Source organism: Campylobacter concisus, from assembly GCF_003048775.2.
GTDB lineage: Bacteria > Campylobacterota > Campylobacteria > Campylobacterales > Campylobacteraceae > Campylobacter_A > Campylobacter_A concisus_I.
The window spans coordinates 803,693-826,063 of sequence record NZ_CP049272.1 but is presented as its reverse complement, the minus strand read 5'-3'; the positions used below and the strand labels follow the sequence as shown (position 1 = coordinate 826,063).

General features: G+C 39.1%; 23 protein-coding genes. 10 read left to right on the top strand and 13 right to left on the bottom strand.

The features are described 5' to 3' along the window. Window positions 1-16: 16 nt before the first annotated feature. From CVT17_RS04130 to CVT17_RS04105, 6 genes are all read left to right on the top strand, one after another. Window positions 17-271, top strand: coding sequence for a pyruvate kinase (locus CVT17_RS04130; RefSeq protein WP_054196512.1), 255 nt, complete (start codon window positions 17-19; stop codon window positions 269-271). A gap of 9 nt (window positions 272-280) precedes the next feature. Further along, entirely contained in the window at window positions 281-943 is a 663-nt protein-coding gene (locus tag CVT17_RS04125) for a response regulator transcription factor (RefSeq protein ID WP_084041439.1), read from the top strand. After that, a complete protein-coding gene (locus CVT17_RS04120; RefSeq protein WP_085657465.1) occupies window positions 936-2,105 on the top strand; it encodes a sensor histidine kinase in 1,170 nt (389 codons plus the stop codon). Before CVT17_RS04125 ends, CVT17_RS04120 begins: the two co-directional genes overlap by 8 nt. A 127-nt stretch (window positions 2,106-2,232) precedes the next feature. Beyond that, the gene (locus CVT17_RS04115) at window positions 2,233-3,708 is read left to right on the top strand and encodes an aldehyde dehydrogenase family protein (protein ID WP_107858673.1); all 1,476 of its coding nucleotides are present in this window, start codon (window positions 2,233-2,235) and stop codon (window positions 3,706-3,708) included. Window positions 3,709-3,886: 178 nt separating this feature from the next. After that, the gene (locus tag CVT17_RS04110) at window positions 3,887-4,588 is read left to right on the top strand and encodes a metallophosphoesterase (protein WP_107858674.1); all 702 of its coding nucleotides are present in this window, start codon (window positions 3,887-3,889) and stop codon (window positions 4,586-4,588) included. A 3-nt stretch (window positions 4,589-4,591) separates the two neighbouring features. After that, window positions 4,592-5,617 carry a hypothetical protein gene (locus tag CVT17_RS04105; protein WP_107858675.1) on the top strand — a complete coding sequence of 342 codons (1,026 nt, stop codon included), beginning with the start codon at window positions 4,592-4,594 and terminating at the stop codon, window positions 5,615-5,617. A 90-nt stretch (window positions 5,618-5,707) separates the two neighbouring features. Here CVT17_RS04105 and CVT17_RS04100 read toward each other — a convergent pair whose 3' ends face one another. Next, on the bottom strand, window positions 5,708-6,529 hold the full coding sequence (locus tag CVT17_RS04100) for a YihY family inner membrane protein (RefSeq protein ID WP_107858676.1): 822 nt from the start codon (window positions 6,527-6,529) through the stop codon (window positions 5,708-5,710). Between the two features lie 3 nt (window positions 6,530-6,532). Next, window positions 6,533-7,255 carry a plasminogen-binding N-terminal domain-containing protein gene (locus tag CVT17_RS04095; RefSeq protein WP_021090557.1) on the bottom strand — a complete coding sequence of 241 codons (723 nt, stop codon included), beginning with the start codon at window positions 7,253-7,255 and terminating at the stop codon, window positions 6,533-6,535. Window positions 7,256-7,368: 113 nt separating this feature from the next. Between CVT17_RS04095 and CVT17_RS04090 the strand changes: the two genes are divergently transcribed. The 4 genes from CVT17_RS04090 (at window position 7,369) to CVT17_RS04075 (ending at window position 12,766) form a co-directional block, all read left to right on the top strand. Continuing rightward, window positions 7,369-8,538, top strand: a complete 1,170-nt coding sequence (locus CVT17_RS04090; RefSeq protein ID WP_107858677.1) for a peptidoglycan DD-metalloendopeptidase family protein — start codon at window positions 7,369-7,371, stop codon at window positions 8,536-8,538. A 9-nt stretch (window positions 8,539-8,547) separates the two neighbouring features. Further along, entirely contained in the window at window positions 8,548-9,915 is a 1,368-nt protein-coding gene (gene mgtE / locus CVT17_RS04085; protein ID WP_107858678.1) for a magnesium transporter, read from the top strand. Then, complete coding sequence (locus CVT17_RS04080; protein WP_021090636.1) at window positions 9,900-10,484, top strand: NUDIX domain-containing protein; 585 nt, start codon at window positions 9,900-9,902, stop codon at window positions 10,482-10,484. Before mgtE ends, CVT17_RS04080 begins: the two co-directional genes overlap by 16 nt. Window positions 10,485-10,645: 161 nt before the next feature. Beyond that, window positions 10,646-12,766 (top strand): RNA degradosome polyphosphate kinase, encoded by a 2,121-nt coding sequence (locus tag CVT17_RS04075; protein ID WP_269059514.1) that lies wholly within the window; start codon window positions 10,646-10,648, stop codon window positions 12,764-12,766. A 143-nt stretch (window positions 12,767-12,909) separates the two neighbouring features. Here CVT17_RS04075 and CVT17_RS04070 read toward each other — a convergent pair whose 3' ends face one another. From CVT17_RS04070 to CVT17_RS04020, 11 genes are all read right to left on the bottom strand, one after another. Beyond that, the gene (locus tag CVT17_RS04070; protein WP_107858680.1) at window positions 12,910-14,718 is read right to left on the bottom strand and encodes a menaquinone biosynthesis decarboxylase; all 1,809 of its coding nucleotides are present in this window, start codon (window positions 14,716-14,718) and stop codon (window positions 12,910-12,912) included. Between the two features lie 326 nt (window positions 14,719-15,044). Then, window positions 15,045-15,410, bottom strand: coding sequence for an Imm10 family immunity protein (locus CVT17_RS04065; protein WP_107858681.1), 366 nt, complete (start codon window positions 15,408-15,410; stop codon window positions 15,045-15,047). Between the two features lie 3 nt (window positions 15,411-15,413). After that, on the bottom strand, window positions 15,414-16,343 hold the full coding sequence (gene hemC / locus CVT17_RS04060) for a hydroxymethylbilane synthase (RefSeq protein ID WP_107858682.1): 930 nt from the start codon (window positions 16,341-16,343) through the stop codon (window positions 15,414-15,416). Window positions 16,344-16,351: 8 nt separating this feature from the next. Further along, on the bottom strand, window positions 16,352-16,783 hold the full coding sequence (locus tag CVT17_RS04055) for an FxsA family protein (protein ID WP_107858683.1): 432 nt from the start codon (window positions 16,781-16,783) through the stop codon (window positions 16,352-16,354). Then, a complete protein-coding gene (locus tag CVT17_RS04050) occupies window positions 16,780-18,480 on the bottom strand; it encodes a proline--tRNA ligase (protein WP_107858684.1) in 1,701 nt (566 codons plus the stop codon). Before CVT17_RS04050 ends, CVT17_RS04055 begins: the two co-directional genes overlap by 4 nt. Next, window positions 18,470-19,753: a glutamyl-tRNA reductase gene (gene hemA, locus CVT17_RS04045; protein WP_107858685.1), complete on the bottom strand. Its 1,284-nt coding sequence runs from the start codon at window positions 19,751-19,753 to the stop codon at window positions 18,470-18,472. The genes CVT17_RS04050 and hemA overlap by 11 nt, the downstream gene beginning before the upstream one ends. Then, window positions 19,753-20,646 (bottom strand): polyprenyl synthetase family protein, encoded by an 894-nt coding sequence (locus tag CVT17_RS04040; protein WP_107858686.1) that lies wholly within the window; start codon window positions 20,644-20,646, stop codon window positions 19,753-19,755. The genes hemA and CVT17_RS04040 overlap by 1 nt, the downstream gene beginning before the upstream one ends. Before the next feature lie 10 nt (window positions 20,647-20,656). Next, complete coding sequence (locus CVT17_RS04035; RefSeq protein ID WP_107858687.1) at window positions 20,657-21,088, bottom strand: hypothetical protein; 432 nt, start codon at window positions 21,086-21,088, stop codon at window positions 20,657-20,659. Then, window positions 21,081-21,335 (bottom strand): DUF2018 family protein, encoded by a 255-nt coding sequence (locus tag CVT17_RS04030; RefSeq protein WP_084108179.1) that lies wholly within the window; start codon window positions 21,333-21,335, stop codon window positions 21,081-21,083. The genes CVT17_RS04035 and CVT17_RS04030 overlap by 8 nt, the downstream gene beginning before the upstream one ends. 48 nt (window positions 21,336-21,383) lie before the next feature. Beyond that, window positions 21,384-22,007 carry an HAD family hydrolase gene (locus tag CVT17_RS04025; RefSeq protein WP_107858688.1) on the bottom strand — a complete coding sequence of 208 codons (624 nt, stop codon included), beginning with the start codon at window positions 22,005-22,007 and terminating at the stop codon, window positions 21,384-21,386. Continuing rightward, complete coding sequence (locus tag CVT17_RS04020) at window positions 22,004-22,336, bottom strand: hypothetical protein (RefSeq protein ID WP_107770473.1); 333 nt, start codon at window positions 22,334-22,336, stop codon at window positions 22,004-22,006. Before CVT17_RS04020 ends, CVT17_RS04025 begins: the two co-directional genes overlap by 4 nt. Between the last annotated feature and the right edge of the window lie 35 nt (window positions 22,337-22,371).

Below are 22,371 nucleotides of genomic sequence, written 5' to 3'. Positions count from 1 at the left end.
ATTTAAAGGAGACGTTATGAAGAAATTACTACTAGTTGCACTTGGTGCTATGTTTATGCTTGGTGGTCTTGCAAATGCTACTGAAATGATGAAAAAAGATGACATGGGCAAAGACGAGATGATGAAGAAAGAGCAGATGATGAAAGATGACATGGGCAAAAAACCCATGATAAAAAAAGATGAAATGAAAAAAGATGACATGGGCATGAAAGACGAAATGAAAAAAGACGACATGGGTATGAAAAAAGACGAAATGAAAAAAGGCATGTAAAGGTGCTTAATGGTTAGAATTTTGCTCGTTGAAGATGATGAAATTTTACTTGATCTCATCAGTGAGTATCTAAGCGAAAATGGCTATGAGGTAACTACTTCAGATAATGCCAAAGAAGCACTTGATCTCGCCTACGAGCAAAATTTCGACCTGCTTATACTTGACGTCAAACTCCCACAAGGAGATGGCTTTTCACTTCTTTCTTCCTTAAGAGAGCTAGGTGTTAGCGCACCTAGCATCTTTACCACCTCGCTAAACACCATAGACGATCTTGAAAAAGGCTACAAAAGTGGCTGCGACGACTATCTAAAAAAGCCATTTGAGCTAAAAGAACTACTCATACGTATACAAGCACTTCTAAAGAGAAATTTCTCACATCACAGTGGAGATGCGATCAAAATTTCAAGCGAATTTAGCTTTCATCCACAGAGCAAAACACTAAGCAAAGATGGTAAAAATGTAAATATCTCTAGTAAAGAGAGCGACCTACTCGCCCTATTTTTGCAAAACAAAGGCAAAATTTTAACCAAAGATGAAATTTTTAATAAAATTTGGAAATTTGACGAGGAGCCAAGCGAGCTTAGCCTCCGTGTCTATATCAAAAATCTACGCCAGATTTTAGGCAAAGATGCCATTTTAAACAGGCGTGGAGATGGTTACATCTATGTCTGAAAAGACGCAAATTTTATTTAAAATTTTATCCCTCTATCTTGTTAGCTCCGTGCTCTTTCTGGGCTATTTTTTCATAAACGACTACAAAAATAAAAAAAATGCGCTCATCTTAAACGAGGTCAAAATGCTAAAAGAGATAAAGATGGGCATTTACATGAAAGCTAGAATGAATGGACTTGACTCAATTTCAAGTCTAACAAAAGAAAAAGGCGTGCATGCTTGCATCGTGCTAAAAAATGGCGAGAAAATTTATAAAGACTTTGACTGTCAAAAGATCGATAAAAGCAAAAATGTAAATTTGATTAGCGGCAAGGTCGCGATATTTGAAAAGATCCAGTACATGGACGACAACACTACAGACGAGCTCTCGTACGCAGATATTTTTCTAGTTGGCAAAGATATCAAGGCTGAAATTTTATCTTTACAAATTTCAACCATACTAAAGGCACTCTTTTTCTTTTTTGCCCTACTCTTTGTCGCCTTTTACCTCGCAAAACTGAGCCTAAGACCGCTTTATGAAAAGATAGATACGCTAAACCGCTTTATAAAAGACTCAACACACGAGATAAACACGCCTCTAAGCGTCATCTCGATGAGTATAGAAACAGCCGATCTTGACAACCTAAATGAGCGAAATTTAAAGCGTTTTAATAATATCAGCCTTGCCGCAAAGAGCCTAAATAACATTTATGACGCGCTCGTTCATCTAAGCTTTAACCTAGACAAGCCTAGCAAAAAAGAGCTCATAGATCTAAATTTGCTAACCACACAAAGACTGAACTATTTCTCGCCATTTTTTGCCAAACGCGGACTTGAGATAGATACTAGCCTAAAGCCAAGCCTTATAAATGCAGATCTTGGGGATGTGAGCAAAATTTTAGACAACCTTCTTAGCAACGCCTCCAAATATGCAGCGCCAAATTCAAAAGTACGCATCACTTTAGAGCCAAATTTCTTTAGCATAAGTAACACCGGTCGAGGCATCAGCAAAGAGCAGCAACTTCAAATTTTTGATCGTTACACGAGATTTAACGACGATCAAGGCGGCTTTGGCATAGGGCTAAATTTAGTTAAAGAGTGCTGTAAGAAAAATGATATCGTCGTAAAATGCCAAAGCGAACTTGATGGCGAGACTACGTTTTTGCTCTCTTGGCAGAGTTAAATTTTAAAATAATCCTACTTTAAATAATAAAATTTATTAAAAAAGATAATTTATGTCCAAAATTTATTTTTGATAAATTTTATTAATATTATAATCCTTTTACAAAATCTTAATCAAGGAGAAAAGTATGAAACTACTAGAAAAATATGGGCTTTTCATAAATGGTGAGTGGCGCGACGCAAAAGACGGCGCTACACTTGATGCAAAAAATCCAGCAAACGGCGAGCACCTTGCAAAGATCGCTGATGCTACCGAAGAAGATGTAAATGACGCAGTTCGTGCTGCACGTGAGGCTTTTAAGAAATTTAAACACACCACAATTAGCGAGCGTGCAAAGCTTTTAAATAAGATCGCTGATATCATCGATGAGCACAAAGAGCACTTGGCAAAAGTCGAGAGCATGGATAACGGCAAGCCGATCCGCGAGACGCTAAATGTTGATATTCCTTTTGCAGCAGAGCATTTTAGGTACTTTGCTGGCGTTATCATGGGCGAAGAAGGCAGCGCAAATGTACTTGATGAGAAGCAACTCTCTATCGTTTTACGCGAGCCAATAGGTGTTGTGGGTCAGATCGTACCTTGGAATTTTCCATTTTTAATGGCAGCTTGGAAGCTAGCTCCAGTGATCGCAGCAGGCGATGCAAGCGTGTTTAAGCCTTCAAGCGAGACAAGTCTAAGCGTGCTTGAGCTATTTAGGCTGATAGATAAAATTTTGCCAAAAGGTCTTATCAACATAATAACTGGAAAAGGTAGCAAGAGCGGCGAGTGGATCAAAAACCACCCAGGCCTTGACAAGCTAGCATTTACTGGCTCAACCGAGATCGGCCGAGATATCGCCATAGCAGCGGCTCGCCGTATCATCCCAGCCACACTTGAGCTTGGTGGCAAGAGCGCAAATATCTTCTTTAGCGACGCAAATTTAGACAAAGCGCTTGACGGCCTTCAGCTTGGAATTTTGTTTAACCAAGGTCAAGTTTGCTGCGCAGGATCAAGAATTTTCGTAGAAGAGAGCTTTTACGACAAATTTATAGAGGCTGCGGTGAAGAAATTTAGCACTATAAAAGTTGGCGATCCGCTAGATCCTAGTACTCAAATGGGCTCACAAATCAATAAAAAACAAGCTGAGCAAATTTTAAACTACATCGAGATCGGCAAAAAAGAAGGCGCAAAAGTGGCAGTCGGTGGCAAAGCCTACACTGCAAATGGTTGCGACAAGGGCGCATTTGTCGAGCCAACGTTGTTAGTTGATGTGACAAATGATATGAGAGTGGCACAGGAAGAAATTTTTGGACCAGTTGGCGTTGTCATCAAATTTAAAGATGAAGCCGAACTTATCAAAATGGTAAATGACAGCGAATATGGCCTAGGTGGCGGAATTTTCACACAAGACATCACAAAAGCGCTCCGCGTTGCAAGATCTATGGAGACTGGCAGAGTCTGGATCAACACCTATAACCAAATCCCAGCAGGCAGCCCATTTGGCGGATATAAAAACTCAGGTATCGGCCGAGAAACTCACAAGATCATCCTTGAGCACTACACTCAAATGAAAAACATCATGATTGACCTAACCGGTAAGGTTAGCGGCTTTTACGCACAATGATTTTAGGGAGCTTAGGCTCCCTTCTGCTTTAAATTCCTTAAATTTTAAATATCTTTTACTAGGTTTTAACTTTATATATCGCTAGCATTACGCCAATATAGTACAGCTATACAAAAGTGTTTTCTTAACACTACATTTTTAAGCTTAATAGACTAAAATTTGGCACAAAGGAGAAAAATTGAGCGAGCAAATTTATATCATAGGCGATGTGCACGGCTGTTTTAACACACTTTTAGAGCTTATCAAGCAGTTTCCAGACAAAGAAAAATCACAAATTTGCTTTGTCGGAGATGTGATAGATCGAGGGCTTTTTAGTTGCGATGTAGTCGAGCTTATCATGCAAAATAACTATAAAATGGTAATGGGAAATCATGAGCGCAGGCTGCTAAGTAATAAACTTGAATTTCTAAACAACAAAGTGCCATTTGACAGGAGCTGGTTCTTTGGAAACGGCGGAGAAGAGACATATAGATCATACCTTGGACAAAGTGTGGAGTTTAAGCAAAGGCATGTGGATTTTTTAGAAACAAGGCCAGTTTATCTGGAGTTTAAAGACCACAAAAACCAAAATGGCGAGCATTTGGTCGTTTCCCACTCGGCTGTTGGCAAATTTTGGACTTTAAGAGATGATGATAGTTCAAGGGATGAGTTTAGAAGGCATGTACTATCAGGCAGAGGCGATATGATGCAAGTTGAAGGCATATTTAATGTCTACGGACACACGCCAGTGCATGAGGCTAAGCTCTATACAAATAGCGCCAATATCGATACGGGATGTGTTTTTAATGAAGAAGGATATGACAAGCTAAGTGCCTTAGAATTTCCATCGATGAAAATTTATACGCAAAAAAATGTTGAAAATTTTAATAAACAAGGATAAAAAATGTGGTTTTCTAAAAAGAGCTCTAGCTTTGCAAGCAGAGTTGATAAATTTTGGAGCGAGTTTGGCAAAAATTTAGACACCATCAAACAAAATTTAGAAGATAAAAATTTTGAAGCTGCAAGCAAAATGACCGAAAAAGCGCTAAATTTATGTTTAGTTGATCCAACTTTTATGATAGGCCTTATTGATGGAAAGATCGATCTAGTACTCACTCCAGAAGGACTTAAACATAGGCTTTTGTGGCTTAAATTTATAAAATTGCGCATGCCAAAAGAGTATGAGGCAAAGCTTACTTGCACACTTGGCAAGCCACGTGCACCACGAAACGTCGCTACTATACAAATGTATGGCGTAAGCGTTGATGCAAATGAGGTCATGGTCTATGCAAAATTTAATGACAAAAGCGTAGATATGTGCCTATATAACGAGACTCTAAGTAAGCTTAAAAGCGAAGATGAAAATAAGGCATATACATTATCGCTCATACTTTGTGACAACGTAGTTGGTGAGATGATCATGATAAATATGCTTGGAGAGTTTGAGATAATAGATGAGCCAAGAGAAAAAGGCGTGCCACTGATCGACTTTGCCGATCTTATAGATGAGAAATTTGGTAAAGAAGCCTCAAACGAGCCACTTAAGAATTTTATGGTCTATGAGCTAGAGCCTCGTTCAAACAAGCTACGTGACGACGTTTTCACAGGATTTACATCTCTTAGCGAGCTACTAAACGAATACTACGACGGTGCAAGCGATACTTATAACGAAGCTTTTGAGCTTGGCATAAATTTTTGCTTTTTAGCCATATCTCACGGTGGCGACATACAGTTTGGCGTTGATAGCAAAAACAAAATTTCAGACGCGCTAAAAGAGAGTGAAATTTGTGAGATCATAGGTGAAGCAAATGGCGAGATGCGATCTTACATAGATCTTATCTGCTTTGACAAAGATGAGCTAGAGAAAAAGGCTAAAGATTTTAGCAAAGAGCTTGGAGTAAAGATAGAAATTTGCGAGTTTAAACGCTGATTTTACATAATATTCTACATAAAATAATACAAATCACACTAGCTGGTAAATTTATAAAAATATATTGCCAGCTGGTACTAACTATTAAATTTATCTTTTAAATTTTGAACTATTAGAGAGATAAGCACAAAGCTTTAGTCCATATAAAAAGATGATCCACGAGATATAGATCCAGACAAAAAAGAAAAGTACGGCTGAAAACGAGCCATAAACGCTTAGATAGGTCTTGTTGTAAAGGACATAATAGACAAAGGCCGACTTGCCAATATACCAAACGAGCGAAGCGGCAAACGAGCTAAAAAAAGCGCTTTTAAACTTTATCTCGTCATTTACTGAGATGAGATATGTGATGCAAAATATCGCCCAGATGATGAGATATGGGAATATGCTTAAAAAATTTATCGAGTTTGTGATCACGTTTGAGTTTAGCATCTCTTGAATGAGGCTTGAAAGATAAAAACTACCGGCAAGACCAAGTGGCGCGAGCGTGATAAGTGTCCAATACGAGCTAAGTGCTGACCAAAATCCTCTAGCCTTACTTGCACGTGTCACTTTTAAAACTACATATTCATAGTCGCTAAAAAACATAGCCGATGTAAATATCATCGCCACAAAGCCAACTATGCCTAAATTTCCGCTATTTTGTAAGAAATTTTGCAAGTAGTTTGAGATGATCTCTTGGTTGCTTGGCAAAAGAGCTGAAAATATAAAGTCCTGAATCTTGGCGTAATAATCCTCAAAACTAGGCAGTTTTGTAAAGATAGAAAATGATATAAGAAGTATCGGAATGATCGATAAAATCGTATGAAAACTAAGGCTTGAGGCATAGTGAAAGAGCTCTTTGTCCTTAAGCGTTGGGAGCAAATTTAAAAACTCCTTTAAATTTTGCTTACTTAAGGACAAACGGCTCATTTATCAGTTATCTTCTTCGAAAAGTTTTTCGTAGTGAGCGTCGTAGTTGTTGATGTGCTCGCTATTTAGCTTCCAAAAGACGGTGTCTATGTCGCTAACTCTTGTATAAAATGGTAGCTGATAGTACTCAACCTCACCACTTTTAAATTCTTTTAGTACTTTAAAGCTTTGGCAATCAGCAAAAACGCTTCTGCCATCCATCGCTACGAAAATTAAACCAGCTGCGCTTTGAGCGCACATTTTTCTAAAGTCATCTCTGCTTGGATTTGGTTTGTATTCGTAGCTTAGATACGCTCCTATAATATCTGGGTGGATAAATATCATATTTGGAAACGCAGATGTGATCTCTTCGTAAATTTCTTTATTTGGCACGATGATTAATGAGCGGTTATAAAGATAGTTTAGCACGACCATATCGCCATTTGCAGGTGCAATGCCTGGAAGTGGGAGCGCCTTTTGCTCAAGCAGATCAAACACCTCAAATCTAATCTTAGCAAAGCCAGAATTTTTTGAGATAACACTAACTCTTGCGATGATAGAGCTATCGGTGTCAAATTTATGAAGTACGACACCACTTGAGCCGATTAAAATTTCTGGACTATCAACTATCGTCGCTGTGCCATCACTATCGACGCTAATTATAGGAGTTCTATACTCATTTAAAGAAAAATCAGCCCCAAAAGCAAAGCCAAAAACTAGCGATAAAATCACAAATATACGTTTCAAAAATATCTCCTAGGTTTAAATTTTTAGAGCGATTATAGCCTAAAATGCTTTATCTTTTGCAAAATTAAAGCAAGTTTTAGTTAAAATCCCACCAGCTTTTTAAAAGGACATTAATGCCTCGTATTTTTATAATTTTTGCAATATTATCTATAAATTTATACGCTATAAAGCCAAGTGTCGAAGAGCTTAGCTGGCCAAATGGAAGTAACTTCTTAAATTTCTTAGAGACAAACAAAATCCCACTTTCACTTTACTATAACTTAGCAACCGAAGATCAAGAACTAACAGAAGAGATCATCGCTGGCACAAAGTATCAAATTTATAAAGACGACAACGGCAATACCAAACAAGTACTAATCCCTGTTAGCGACGAACTTCAAATGCATATTTTTAGAGATGACAATGATAAATTTAAGCTCGAATTTCTCCCCATCTCTTATCAAAGTGAGGATAAATTTTTAGCCTTAAGGGTGGACAAATCAGTCTCTGAAGACATTTTTGACTACACTGGCTCTGGCACGCTAGCTCTTGGCTTTAAAGAAATTTTTAAAGGAAGTGGCATTGATTTTAAAAAGATAAACAAAGGCGATACGATCGCTATCGTTTATAATCAAAAAATACGTATGGGCCGCTCTTTTGGTACTCCAGAAATCTATGCTGCGATGATAGAAACGAAAAATAAACGATATGTCATGTATAAATTTGAAGATAAATTTTATGATAAAAATGGCAAGAAAAATGATAAATTTTTACTTGTTCGCCCTCTTACAAACGCCAGAATCACATCAGCTTTTACTCTAAAAAGATGGCACCCTATTTTACAAAGATATAGAGCGCACCTTGGCGTTGACTACGGTGCTCCAAAAGGCACACCAATCAAAGCCGCAGGCGATGGTACGGTTAAATTTGTCGGACAAAAAAGTGGATATGGCAGAACCGTCATCATCTCTCACGCTGGTGGCTATGAGACACTTTATGCTCACTTAAATGGCTTTGCTAAAGGCATAAAAGGCGGACTAAAAGTTAAGCAAGGTACGCTCATAGCCTACGTTGGTACAAGCGGTATGAGCACAGGACCACATCTACATTTTGGTCTTTATAGGGACAATAAGCCTATCAATCCAGAAAGTGCAATAAAGGTCGTTAGAAGCCTAGAAGACAAGAAAGAATCAGCTAAATTTAAAGCAGTTGTTAGCAAAAATGACGAGCTAATAAAAAATGCTTTAAGCAACGAAAAAGAGTATCATAAAGTGGAATTTTTCCCTAATGTAATAGAATTTTAAAGGTAAAACTTGAGCCAAGAACTAGAAGAAGCAAAAGAGCTGATAGATCAGCATTTGGATGAAAATTTAGAAGATAACGAACTCTCGCCTTACGAGCTAGCCCAACACCTAAAAACACTTAAAAAGCACGACGAAGAGCTTTTTGCTCACTATCTTGAAAAGCTAGACCCTGAAATTTTAGGTGATGTTGCTATCGAGTTACCTGATCACATGCTAAAAGATGTGATCGAACAGCTTCCAGCTGAAAAGATCGTAGAAGCACTTGAAGAGCTAGAGAGTGATGATGCGACTGACTTGCTTCAATACATCGAGGACATTGACGAGGATAAAGCTAGAGAGCTTTTTAACGAGCTTGACAGAGAAAACCAAAATGAAATTTTAAGGCTTAGAAGCTACGAAGAAGATAGAGCCGGTGCTCACATGCAAACAGAGCTCTTCTCGGCTCATCTTGAGGAAAAGCTTGGCAATGCAGTAGCAAGACTTAGACGAGAAAAGCAAGAAGGCAAGCTAGAAAATATCTCGCAGCTTTTTATCATCGATAAAAATGGCGTTTTACAATACGCTATCCCGCTTGAAGATCTTATACTTTTTGATTTTACAAAGACACTAAAGCAAAATATCGAGTCAGCACAGATCGATCACTACAAGCCACACGTTGCAAATGATATGGATCTTATGCAAAATGTCGCTGATATGTTTCAAGAGTACGATTTAAATGTTATCGCAGTTACTAGTAGTACTGGAATTTTGCTTGGTCGTATCACGTCTGATGACATCCACGACTACATTCAAGAGAGTGCAACTGAGCAAATTTATAACCTAGCCGGCGTTGATGACGAGTCAGAAGAGGACGATACACTTTTTAAGGCTGGTCGTGGTCGTGCGGTTTGGCTTGGTGTAAATTTACTAACAGCTCTTTTTAGCTCATCTATAATCGGGCTTTTTGACGAGACAATCGCAGCCTACGTCGCTCTTGCTGTTTTAATGCCAATAGTTGCGTCAATGGGTGGAAATACCGGCACACAAGCGCTTACCGTTACGGTTCGTCGTTTGGCACTTGGCGAAATAGAGTTTAAAGATGCCAAAAATGTTCTAAAACGTGAGGTTAGTATTTCACTTATAAATGGACTAATCTTTGGTGTGGTAATGGGCATAATCGCCTCTGTTTGGTTTGACAAAGGTATGCTTGGCGTTGTTATCGGACTTAGTATGGTTACGAATTTATTCTTTGCTGGCTTTTTTGGCACGATCATACCTTTAACGCTAAGGCGCTTTAACATAGATCCTGCAGTCGGTTCAGCCGTCATTCTTACTACTTTTACTGATGCGATAGGATTTTTTAGCTTTTTAGGACTTGCAAAATGGATACTACTATAACTAATTTAGAAATTCTGCCTCTTGGCGAGTCAAAATACCTAAAGCCATTTAAGATGAAATTTATGCAAAATGGTGTCCAAAGAGACTGGGACTGCGTCAAGGTGATGAATAGTGTTAGTATTTTTTTATATCACGAGCAAAAAGATGCCTTTTTGTTTGTAAAGCAGTTTCGTCCTGCTGTTTGGTACTCACAAGAGAAAGAAGGCATCAAAACAAATGAGCAAGGCTTTACTTATGAGCTTTGCGCAGGGCTTATGGATAAAGGGCTAAGCGAAGAGCAAACAGCTAGAGAAGAAGCGATCGAAGAAGTGGGCTATGAGCTAAAAGAGATAGAGCGTATCACAATGACATACGGTGCTTTTGGCTTTGGAGGCAATATGCAAACTATGTTTTACGCAAAGATCGATGAGAGCATGAAGGTAAATTCTGGCGGTGGCGTCGATGGCGAAGATATCGAACTTGTTTTTATAAAACGAGAAGATATGATGAAATTTGCCTTTGATGAGAGCAAGGTCAAAGGTTTTGGGCTTATCTTTGCTTATTTGTGGTGGGAGAAATTTAAAAGCTAAAACGATATCTTTTTAATAAGCGCAAAAACAACGACTGCCACTAAAAAGATACCAACTAATATCACATAATCAGACATAATAAGCCTTTAAATTTAAGTTTTGGCTTATTGTAACCAAAATTTTAAATAAAGTAAGAACTTTATAACCGCATATATCATAAAATAACCAAAAAACACAAGGAGAAGATGATGAGCGAAAACGAAACTCTTTTTATAAACCGAGAATTAAGCTGGCTACGCTTTAACTCAAGGGTGCTCGCTCAATGTGAAAAGGAAATTCCTTTACTTGAAAAGCTAAAATTTTTAGCGATCTATATGACAAATTTAGACGAGTTTTATATGATCAGGGTTGCTGGTTTAAAGCAACTTTTTGCAGCTGGAGCTACCACAAGCAGTGGCGATGGTATGAGTCCACTTGATCAACTAAGAGAGATCAGAAAATATTTACAAAATGAGCAAATTTTAGTTGAAAATCACTACAAAAACACTGTAAATGCCCTTAAAAAAGAGGGGCTTTTTATAAAAAATTATGACGAGCTTGATGATAGCTTGAAGCAAAAGTGCGACGAATACTTTTTCTCAAATATCTTGCCAGTCATCGTGCCTATCGCTGTCGATGCGACTCATCCATTTCCGCACCTAAACAACCTTAGCTTCTCGCTTGCCGTTAAGCTTGCTGATATCGAACATCCAGAAATTTTAAAATACGGCATGATAAGAATTTCAAGAGTCTTGCCACGCTTTACACAGCCAAGTAGCAATGTTTTTGTGCCGATTGAAACGATCGTACACCGCCACGCAGAAGAAATTTTTCCAGGGTATAAGCTACTTAGCTCAGCTGCTTTTAGAGTGACAAGAAATGCTGATATCGTCATCGAAGAAGAAGAAGCGGATGATTTTATGATGATACTTGAGCAAGGGCTAAAGCTTCGCAGAAAAGGGGCTTTTGTTCGTATGCAAATCGATAAAAACGTAGACGCTGATATCTTAGACTTCTTAAATTTTCATATGAAAATTTTTCATAAAGATGTCTATTTTTCAAGCATTCCGCTCACTCTTAGCTCGCTTTGGGAGATAGCTGGAAGTAAAAATTTTACCCACCTGGCAAATGCGCCTTACGTTCCAAAAACGCTACCACCATTTGGCAATGGCATATCTGTATTTGACGCCATAGATAAAGAAGATGTGCTGCTAGTGCATCCATTTGAGAGCTTTGATCCAGTTGTAAGCTTTATAAAAGAGGCCAGCAAAGATCCAAAAGTCATATCTATTCGAATGACACTTTATAGAGTCGATAAAAGCTCGCCAATAATTCAAAGCCTAATAGACGCCGCAAGTGACGGCAAGCAAGTAACTGTAATGGTTGAGCTAAAAGCAAGGTTTGATGAGGAAAATAACCTGCACTGGGCAAAGGCGCTTGAAGACGCTGGAGCGCACGTGATATACGGCATCACAGGCTTTAAGGTGCATGCAAAAGTTAGCCAGGTCATCCGCCAAATCGGCGATAAGCTTAAATTTTATATGCATTTTGGCACAGGCAACTACAACGGCAGTTCGGCTAAAATTTATACTGACGTTAGTCTATTTACGAGCAAAGAAGAATTTAGCCAGGATACGACTTCGTTTTTTCACATCCTCTCAGGATATAATAAAAATCGCCGTTTAAACGCTCTTAGCATGTCGCCTTTTCAGATAAAAGAGCGCATTATCGAAAAGATAAGGGTGGAGGTTAGCAAAGGTAGTGAAGGCAGGATCATCGCCAAAATGAATGCTCTAATCGATGAAGATGTGATAAATGAGCTTAGCCGCGCATCAAACGCAGGCGTGAAGATCGATCTTATAGTTCGTGGTGTGTGCGGACTAAGGCCTGGCATAAAAGGCAAAAGTGAAAACATAAAAGTTCGCTCTATTATCGGCAAATACTTAGAACACGCTAGAATTTTATATTTTAAACATGCTCAGCCAAAAATTTACATCTCAAGTGCTGACTGGATGCCAAGAAATTTAGAGCGTCGCTTAGAGCTTATGACGCCTATTTTTGAGCCAAGACTTCAAGAGAGACTACTTGAAATTTTAGAACTTCAGCTAAGCGATAATGACCTAGCTTTTGAGCTACAAAATAGCGGTGAATACGTAAAAGTAGCAAGAAGTGAAAATGAAAAAGTAATATCTTGCCACGAAGTTTTGGAAAATTATATATCTAAAATTTATAAATCCGTAAAAAAAGATACAGATAAAGCAAAAGCCGATATGCTCGCAAGTAAGCTCTTAAAAGAGAGCTAAAAACAAATTAAGCTTTTAGACCCAGTCTAAAAGCTATTTTTAATTAGCAAACAAACACTAGCATTTGATTAAGCAAGTCTTATTAAAAATTTCAAATCCGCAGCAAAAAGCAAAATTTATAAATTTACTTGAGCCCCTCAAAGCTAGCCAAATATTTCAAATTTTTTAAATAACTCTGGCTCGTCTTTTACTATGCCGCGCTTAACTAGATCAGCAACCACTTCGCGGTCACAATCCGTTTGTAGCGGCCAGCCTCTAGTATATCCTTCGCGCTCATCTTTACTAGTGGCATCCACGCAGAAATTTTCACCATCTATGAAAATATCACGCAATGCATCAATATTATTTGTCACACGCCAAAGTAGCATATATGGGTTTTCAAGATGATTTTGCATATCTACAACGATAAGGAGCTTGAAAAAATCTCTAAATATCAAAAGCTTGTCAAAAAGCTCTTTTACCACACAATCTTTTTCAAATTTCACCATACAAATAGGCGTTTTGGTATCCGTTTTAAACTGCTTAAGCTCTTTTACATTTGGCGTAACGCTTTGAAATTTAGCCAAAAGCTCGCTGTCGCTTAAAACCACAGGGCTAAATTTACAAAAGTCTTGCGTCGCATCTACGCCGAGTTTGCCACCAAAACACGAGTTTGGACTAGCATGATCAAGCTGATCGCACACGCCTTGGCTTATTAGCACACTCTGGCTACCAAAACGATTTAAAACAAAGCTAGTAAATTCATCATAATCTTTAAGTTCAGGCGCATCGGCTCCAACAAAAATGGCATGTTTTACAAAGCTCATCTGCCCAACGCCCCAAAATGCGTGCATGGCCTGCTTTGCATGAGCTGGATAGAGCGTATTTATCTTGGCTAAGATTAGGTTGTGGAAAACGCCATTTTCAGGCATGTTGTAGTCTAAAAGCTCCGGTACCGTCGTGCGTAAAAGCGGCAGAAAAACCCGCTCAGTCGCCCAGCCCATATATTTATCCTCAAGTGGTGGCTTTCCAACCACAGTTGCGTGAAATACCGGCTCACGCTTGCTAGTTATCGCCGTTACATCCATCACCGGAAAAGGCTCGATAGGTGTATAAAAGCCAGTGTGATCGCCAAATGGCCCCTCGAGTTCGCTCTTAGTAGTATCCACGAAACCCTCTATCACGTAGTCTGTATCGTGCGGGACGTAAATTTCATTTGTTAAGGATTTTACAAGTTTGGCTGGCTCTTTGCGGATAAAACCATAAAGCAAAAGTTCAAAAACTCCCTTTGGAAGCGGTGCTTGCCCACACCAAATATAAAGCGGATCACCGCCAATGGCTACTGAAACTGGCATCTTTTTGCCTGCACGCTTGTACTCGTAAAAGAAATTTGCACCGTCTTTATGTATCTGCCAGTGCATGCCAAGGCGGTTTTTGTCATAAATTTGTAGGCGGTACATACCTAAATTTTGCAAAGCGCCGTCTAAGCTTTGCGTATAAACCTGCCCCATCGTAATAAAAGCGCCACCATCATGTGGCCATGTCTTTAGTGCTGGAAGCGATAGCAAATTAGCATCTTCACCTATAAATTTCACCTGCTGGCACTCACCCTCACCTTTTAATCTCTTAGTAAAAATTTTTCTCATGCTAAAAAGATAGGCTAAAAAATCAAGCTTTTCTTTGAAATTCTCTGGTTTTCTGGGTTTTAAAAGCTTTTCTATCTCATCTGCGATCTCATCAGGCTTTAGCCCAAAGATAAGCTCAAGTGCGCGTTTTGAGCCGTATATATTTGTAAGCACTGGGGCAAATTTACGCCCAGTTTTTTTGCAGACTGGATTTGTAAAAAGTAGCGCTTGCGAGCTCTCACACTTGACCTCGATATAGCTTGCATGCGCGATCTCAAGATCAATATCTGTTGGCTCGTCGATAACACGAAGTAGATTATTTTCTTTTAAAAGCTTGATGTAGTCCATATTTCGCCTTTTTGATTTTTGGGCGATTTTAGCCAAAAATAGCTGAAAAAGGCGAAGCAAAGCGGGTATTTATTATTTGCCGCACGCACCGATAGCTATCAGAGTATCGATCGCTGTTTCGGACGCAGTCTTTGCGATATTGCCTCGCTGTTTAAATAGACACAAACACTAAATTTATACTCCATTGTCATAACGTCCGCAAACTAGTGCTCAACGCACAGCCACACATGGCCGGTATACTTACATCTTTTCCAAAGTGATTCATTACAATTTTTTTAAACGCTAGATGGCATCGCAGTTTTAAAAACGGCAGTAAATTTTATTAATTACTTCGATATGCTACATTTTAGCAGTTTGCCAAATATCTCTTTGCTATATTTCATAAAGCGCTCATTAAGTTGAACACCCTCTATATCAACGCTAATAACGCTATCTTGCACCTCAAAAATAATAGTTTTATCAGTGATCTTCACCCTTTTGCAAGCGTTATAGCAAACGTCGCCGTTGCACTCTGCGTATATGCCGTTTATGTCGGCGTTTTCGTCGTCATCTTTTTTGAGCTTGATCGGTCTTTGAAAGATTATGTAGTTTTTGTAGTCGTATTTGTCGTCTGCAAGACCGATCATATAGTAGTTGTCTTTGCTATTTTTAGTAGCGGTTAGGGCTTTTGCTTTAAATTTTAGCTCAAACACACTCTAAGCCATCTCTTCAGCGCGTTTTAAAAGCTCTTTTGCCCCTTTTTCTATAAATTTATGAGCTAGCTCCTTACCAACGCTTTGAAATTTATCTTTGCTGACCTTTAAGCTATCTTTTATAAACTCGCTTCCATCAGGTAGACCAACGATCGCATCGATAGAAATTTCATCATCTTTTAGCCTTGCGCTTATACCAATTGGTACCTGGCAGCCGCCTTCTAAAACGCTTACAAAATCACGCTCTATGGTCGTTTCTATAACCGCATTTTCGTCGTTTAAAAAAGAGATCTCATCTAAAATTTTCTTCTCATCTCTAGCCTCTACCCCAAGAGCACCCTGCCCCATCGCAGGTATCATCTCGTCAAAGCCAAATGTGTAGATGTGCGCCACTTCAGCCTTGATATTTAAGCGATTTATGCCAGCCATCGCCAAAATAATCGCGTCGAATTCACCCTCTTTTAGCTTTCTAAGTCTAGTTTGCACGTTTCCGCGAAGCGAGATAATCTCAAGATCAGGCCTCATGATAAGTAGCTGCATCTTGCGGCGTAGACTCGTTGTACCAACCCTTGCGCCGTGCGGTAGATCGCCAAATTTAGCAAATTTCTCACTTATCATCGCATCTCTAGTATCCTCACGTGAGCAAATCGCTGCAAGTCTAAGCCCTTCTGGAAAGACTACTGGCACATCCTTTAGGCTATGCACTGCGATGTCAGTCTCGCCTTTTAGCATGCTATCTTCAAGCTCTTTTGTAAAAAGCCCTTTGCCGCCGATCTTCGCAAGTGGTGTATCAAGGATCACGTCGCCCTTTGTCTTCATACCAATAAGCTCAACTTTTATATCGTTATGTTTTGATTCTATTCTAGCTTTGATATGCTCGCTTTGCCAAAGCGCTAAGATACTCTTTCTAGTTGCTATTTTTATCTCTTTCATCGTCTCTCCTAATTTACTCTTTTTGGCTCTTCTATGACCTCAACGTCTATGATCTCGCCATCATCTTTTTTAGCACTCTGCTCGCTAAAATTTTGAAATTTAAACTCCTGATAGCTCTCATTTTTTGCTACATTTTTCTTAAATATCAAAGAAAAAATAACTACGGCTATACCAAAAATATCTGTTAAAATTCCTGGCAGAAACAAAAGCATTCCGCCAAAGCTAAGCCCTAACTGACTAAATAAATTTCCGCCAAGAAAGCTTTTAAGCGCCACTTGAGGCGAATTTAAGCTAGAAAATCCAGCATTTAAAAGAAGTGCGATACCCACAAATCCAGAGACTAGCACCTCAAGAAAGTAGTTTAAAAAGCCAAATTTATCAACAAAAAGATAGATAAATATCGCTTCTATCAAAAAAAATAAAAATGCGAAAAATCTCATAAGCCTTCTTTTATCTTTTTAAAGGCTTCATTTGCGCCGATCGTTTCTTTGCTTAAACCATCTCTTGTGATAAACTCGACCTTGCCATTTGCAAATTCTTTACCCACAAGTAACGCAAAAGGGAAGCCGATGAGTTCAAAGTCATTCATCTTAACGCCAAATCTCTCGTTTCTATCGTCGATGATGACACTAACGCCAGCTTTTTTAAGGCTCTCATAAAGCTCAAATGCAAATTTTACGCCCTCTTCATCTTTTAAATTTGAAATGATGATCTCCACGTCAAACGGCGCGCACTCTTTTTTCCAGATGCAGCCCTTCTCGTCGTGGCTAGCCTCTATCATTACGGCAATCAGCCTACTGATACCAATACCATAGCAACCCATCAAAAATGGCTTTGCCTTGCCGTTTTCATCAAGATATGTCGCATTCATCGCAGCTGAATATTTATCGCCTAGTTGAAAGATATGACCGACTTCTATGCCCTTACTAAGTTTTAAATTTCCGCCACACTCTGGGCATTTATCGCCCTCTTTTACCTTTACAAGGTCTTTAAATCTCTCTTCGTTAAATCCGCTAACGCTAACGCCAACAAAGTGGTAATCCTTTTCGTTGGCACCACATATCATATTATTTGCGCCTTTTAGCTCGTTGTCTATGTAAAATTTTACATCTTTTAGCCCAACTGGTCCGCAAAATCCAGCCACAAGCCCAGCTTTTATAATCTCTTCTTCGCTAGCATCGACAAGCTCGAGCGCCTTGCAAGCATTTTGCGCCTTTGTTTCTTGAAGCTCGTCATCTCCCCTTACAAAAAAGACCACAACTTCTTCCTTGTCCTCGTAGATTGCTTTTTTTATAACGGCTTTTATGCAGTAAAACTCGCTAACTTTGAAAAACTCAGCCACACCTTTTATAGTCTTTGTATCTGGCGTTTTAAATTTAGCCGCGTCAGCCTCTGGTGCCTCAGCATCGGTTGTTCTAGCTTTTCTCCTAGCAGCCTCTATATTTGCAGCGTATTTGCAAGCCTCACAGCAAAGGATGTCATCTTCGCCATTACTTGCAAGCACCATAAATTCTTTACTGCCGCTACCACCGATAGCTCCACTATCAGCTTCAACGGCTCTAAAATTTAGCCCCAGACGAGTGAAAATTTTACTATAAGTTGCCTCCATAAGGTCAAACTCTCGCTTAAGATCCTCTTTGCTAGAGTGGAAGCTGTAAGCATCTTTCATCGTAAATTCGCGACCTCTTAGCAAGCCAAAGCGTGGTCTTGCCTCGTCACGAAATTTAGTATTTATCTGATATAAATTTAATGGCAGCTGCTTATAGCTAGTAACCTTACCACGCACCAAGGCAACGGCTGCCTCTTCGTTTGTTGGGCTTAGCACAAAGTCATTTTCTTTTCTATCTTTAAAGCGTAAAAGCTCCTTGCCAAAGACGTTGTAGCGGCCACTTTGTTTCCAAAGCTCGCTTGAAGTAACCACGCTAAAACTCACCTCTAGCGCTCCAGCCTCGTCCATCTCCTCTTTTACCACACGTGAAATTTTATCGTGCATAATCTTTCCAAGCGGCAGATAGTTGTAAAGTCCGGAGCCAAATTGCTCGACAAATCCACCCCTAATCAAAAACTGATGACTTGGCAAAGAGGCATCTTTTGGTGCTTCTTTGGTCGTTGGGGCGTAAAATTTACTAAATTTCATCTATATCTCCTGCTTGAAAATTTTGTTCATCTTGTATGTCAAATAAAAATTTAACTCCATTTGAAAGCTCACTCGCTCTCTCCTCATCCGCAAGCCCTTTTAGCTTCATCGTTGGCTGGTGCAAAAATGCTTTAAAAACTTGATGAATGAGCTTTTGTGCCTCTTCATAATCACTATGCTTTAAATATCCTTTTTTTATCGCTTTTTCTAGCTCGTTTTTAGCGCAAATTTCAGCTTGTTTGCGGATCGATTTGATAAGAGGCACACTTAGATCATCTTTTAATATCCTTAAAAACTCGTTCGTACCTTGCCCAACGATCGAGTAGGCTTTTTGTGCCTGTTCTTCCCTTAGAGCTAAATTTTTACGCACGATCTCCTCTAGACTATCGACCGTGTAGACGCTGATAAGCTCTGTGTTTAAAAGGTCTATATCTCTTGGCACAGCGATATCAAAAAAGTATCTGTGAAATTCTCTTGGCTCGATTATATCGCCTGTGATGATGGCTTGTGGGGCTGCAGTGCTTGAAAAGATGAGATCATAGCTATTTACATACTCTTTTAATTTTAAAATGCTATCCCAACTAGCGTTATCACCCAGGCTATCAACTAGCTGCTCAACACGCTCGGAGCTTCTGTTTATGATGATGACTTCTGCGCCACTTGATATGAGGTGTTTTGCTGCTAGCTCGCCCATCTCACCAGCGCCTACGACGATAGCAGTTTTTCCTTCAAGCGTGCCAAAAATTTCTTTTGCTTTTGCCACAGCTACGCTTGAAACAGAGATCGGGTTTTTAGAAATTTGAGTTTCGTTTCTAACTTTAGCAGCGCATTTACATGCATAGTGGATGATTTTACTGATTTGTTCGCCGCAAGCTGAGCTATCGTAAGCAAATTTAAAAGCATTTTTTAGCTGACCAACGATCTGCGTTTCGCCGACGACTAGGCTATCAAGCGAGCTTGCCACGGCAAAGAGGTGGTGCACGGCTCCGCTATCTTCATAAATATCAGCCCTCTCATAAAGCTCATCTTCAAAAACACCTGAAAATACAGACATGCATCTAAACGCATGCGTCGTTGCGCTTTCTAGATCACTAACGCTTGCAATTATCTCGACGCGGTTGCATGTGTTTAAAACCATACATTCGTTTATACTTTTGTTTGATCTTAGTAGTTTTAAAATTTGCTCTTTTTTCTCATCGCTATCAAATGCAAGCTTTTCTCTAACTGAAATATCAGTATTTTTATATGTAAAACTTATATCTAAATAGTGCATCAAAATTCCCTATCTATCATGCTTTTTATGATCCCTTCAAGCTCGGCGTTTTTATACTCTCTTATCGCTTCTATCGCTTCAGTCCCAAGCCTTTTTGCCTCGCTTATAGCTTTGCTAACCGAGCTAGTTTTATCAAAATTTTCTTTTAGCCATGAAATTTCGCCCGCGTTTAGCTTCTTTGACCAAAGAGATCTAAGCTTTGTCTTACCAGCTTCGTCTAAGCTCTTATAAAGATATATGTAAGGAAGTGTAGTTTTGCCTTCGACAAAGTCGTTGAGCGCTGGTTTGCCAAGTGTTTTCTCATCTTGAGTTATGTCTAAGATGTCATCCACGATCTGAAACGCAAGACCTAAATTTTTGCCATAAATTCCAAATTTCTCGCTATCTTTGCCAGCTAGCTTTGCTCCGCAAATAGACGTGGCTTCTATCAAAACAGCTGTTTTATAGTAGATCATTTTTAAATATTCTTGCTCGTTTTCATTAAAATTTTCAGCCATTTTTACATCCATCATCTCACCGATACTTAGCTTGCTTACTGCGTCTGAGATGATAGCCGCGATGCTTGGATCAAATTTTGTAAGCTCAAAATAAGCCTTTGAGTAGAGGATGTCGCCCAACATGACTGAGTTTTTACTGCCAAAAAGTGCGTTTATGCTTGGTTTGCCGCGTCTCATGTTTGCCTCGTCTATGACGTCGTCGTGAAGCAAACTTGCAAGGTGGATGAGCTCGATGATAGCGCAAAGTTTAAGTGAAATTTCGCTCTCGCCCGCGATCTTTAAGAGAAGTTTTGAGCGTAGCTTCTTGCCTGAGCTTATCTTTAAAAACATCTCAAACGCCTCTTTATAGCCAAGCTCGCTTATAAATTTACCCATTATTTCATCGATTTTATCCATTTTTATCCTTCTATTTAGCCTCATCTGGATCTCTAAAACCCACATCCACACGCTTGCTCTCATCTAGCAGAGCCACCCTAAAATGCGCCTTTTTATCCTTAAAATCAATAAATGATATATAAAGGCTTACGCTCTCATTTGGCGGCATCGTAAAATCAGGCAAAACTCGCTGCATATAGGTGTTTTGTCCTTGTCTTAGCGAAAAGACCATCTGCCTTGGATAGCGCCTAAAAAAGCTTTGCACAGTGATATTTGTACTATCAAATAGCGTCCAACGAAAGTCAAACGTTTCAACCCTTTGAGTTCGCTTTTCAGTTATAAAGACCCTAGCCCACTCGTCTTTTTTAAGCTCAAATGTATGCACCGAACTTGGGTCAAAATTTGGCTCTTTTGCAACAACAAGAGCAGTAAGCAAAGTAATGAGCGCAAAAATTCTACTCATTTTGGCTTAAAATTTCTCCGCTAAGCTCGATATATAGGTCATTTACTCCGTTATAAACTTTATCTTGCTCTAAGGCCATAAAATTTCTGATCTCATCTTCGCCAATGCCATGCTTTTCGCAAAGCTCGCTCATAGCCACAAATTTCTCAAAAATTTTATCTATCTCGTTTTTAACTAAAACGGCATTTGCGTTAAACAAAATGTCATAAAATTTATCCCTCGCACTGCCCTCAAATATATCTATCATCGCTGTTTCTTTGAAAATTTATTAAGATTATAGCCAATTAAAACTAAGTTAAAAATTTAATATTATCTCCCACGCCTCGCTAACATTTTTGGCGTTATACGTGGCAGTTTTGCTCTCCTCGCCAAATCCCCAGCAAACTTGCACATAAGGTATATTTGCATTTTTAGCCGCTAGCTCGTCTTTTAGGCTATCTCCTACAAAGATCGCCTTATCAGCTCCAGTTTTACTAACAGCTAGGTGAAGCATCGCAGGATCTGGCTTTTGCGGTATCTCCTTGCTAGCGCCGATGACCTCGTCAAATAGCTCATAAATTTCATTTTTCTTTAAAATTTTCTCTAGCGTATCGTGCGGTGCGTTGCTTGCCAAAACGACCTTATAGTGAGCATCTTTGCACTTTTGCAAAAGCTCTTTTACACCCTCATATGTAGTCGCACACTCATCGTAAAATTTCTTAAATTTCTCTTCAAAGCCCTCTTTTAAGCTCCTGCTTGGCGTGTCGATGCCGTAAAACTCAAGGGCTAAATTTCTGCCTGGCTCGTTGATCGCTTTTATGATAAATTCTTTTTCAAGTGGTGGCAAATTTAGCTCATCTCTTACTTCATTTACCGTTTTATATATCGCCTCGCCGCTATCTATCACCGTGCCATCCATATCAAAAATAACTACTTTCAATCCTCATCCTTAAATTTATTTTTATGTTTTTCTTTTTTATATGTCTTTTGATTTTTTAGCTTATCAAGTAGATTTGCCGCCTTTAAAAGCTCATCTTTTGTGGCATTTTTGACAAGCAAATTTATAAAATTTTCTAGTGCCTTTGAGTATGGCTGATCAAGATAGACAGCCTCGACTTTTTCGATGACTTTCGCGTTTTTCTCCACTCTTTGGCGAAATTCGCCATCGTCAAAGTCATCTCTTTTTAGCCCATTTATCGCTGATTTTGCAAATTTTTCTAGCGCACGAAGATATTTTACACGTTTAAATTTGTCCGTGACTTGGTTCAAATTCTTCCTTTTTTTGGCAAATTATATCAAAATTT

Coding starts and splice junctions, on each gene's coding strand:
- CVT17_RS04130 (WP_054196512.1), top strand. CDS start 17: ATGAAGAAATTACTACTAGTTGCACTTGGTGCTATGTTTATGCTTGGT.
- CVT17_RS04125 (WP_084041439.1), top strand. CDS start 281: ATGGTTAGAATTTTGCTCGTTGAAGATGATGAAATTTTACTTGATCTC.
- CVT17_RS04120 (WP_085657465.1), top strand. CDS start 936: ATGTCTGAAAAGACGCAAATTTTATTTAAAATTTTATCCCTCTATCTT.
- CVT17_RS04115 (WP_107858673.1), top strand. CDS start 2,233: ATGAAACTACTAGAAAAATATGGGCTTTTCATAAATGGTGAGTGGCGC.
- CVT17_RS04105 (WP_107858675.1), top strand. CDS start 4,592: ATGTGGTTTTCTAAAAAGAGCTCTAGCTTTGCAAGCAGAGTTGATAAA.
- CVT17_RS04100 (WP_107858676.1), bottom strand. CDS start 6,529: ATGAGCCGTTTGTCCTTAAGTAAGCAAAATTTAAAGGAGTTTTTAAAT.
- CVT17_RS04090 (WP_107858677.1), top strand. CDS start 7,369: ATGCCTCGTATTTTTATAATTTTTGCAATATTATCTATAAATTTATAC.
- CVT17_RS04080 (WP_021090636.1), top strand. CDS start 9,900: ATGGATACTACTATAACTAATTTAGAAATTCTGCCTCTTGGCGAGTCA.
- CVT17_RS04070 (WP_107858680.1), bottom strand. CDS start 14,718: ATGGACTACATCAAGCTTTTAAAAGAAAATAATCTACTTCGTGTTATC.
- hemC (WP_107858682.1), bottom strand. CDS start 16,343: ATGAAAGAGATAAAAATAGCAACTAGAAAGAGTATCTTAGCGCTTTGG.
- CVT17_RS04055 (WP_107858683.1), bottom strand. CDS start 16,783: ATGAGATTTTTCGCATTTTTATTTTTTTTGATAGAAGCGATATTTATC.
- CVT17_RS04050 (WP_107858684.1), bottom strand. CDS start 18,480: ATGAAATTTAGTAAATTTTACGCCCCAACGACCAAAGAAGCACCAAAA.
- hemA (WP_107858685.1), bottom strand. CDS start 19,753: ATGCACTATTTAGATATAAGTTTTACATATAAAAATACTGATATTTCA.
- CVT17_RS04040 (WP_107858686.1), bottom strand. CDS start 20,646: ATGGATAAAATCGATGAAATAATGGGTAAATTTATAAGCGAGCTTGGC.
- CVT17_RS04035 (WP_107858687.1), bottom strand. CDS start 21,088: ATGAGTAGAATTTTTGCGCTCATTACTTTGCTTACTGCTCTTGTTGTT.
- CVT17_RS04030 (WP_084108179.1), bottom strand. CDS start 21,335: ATGATAGATATATTTGAGGGCAGTGCGAGGGATAAATTTTATGACATT.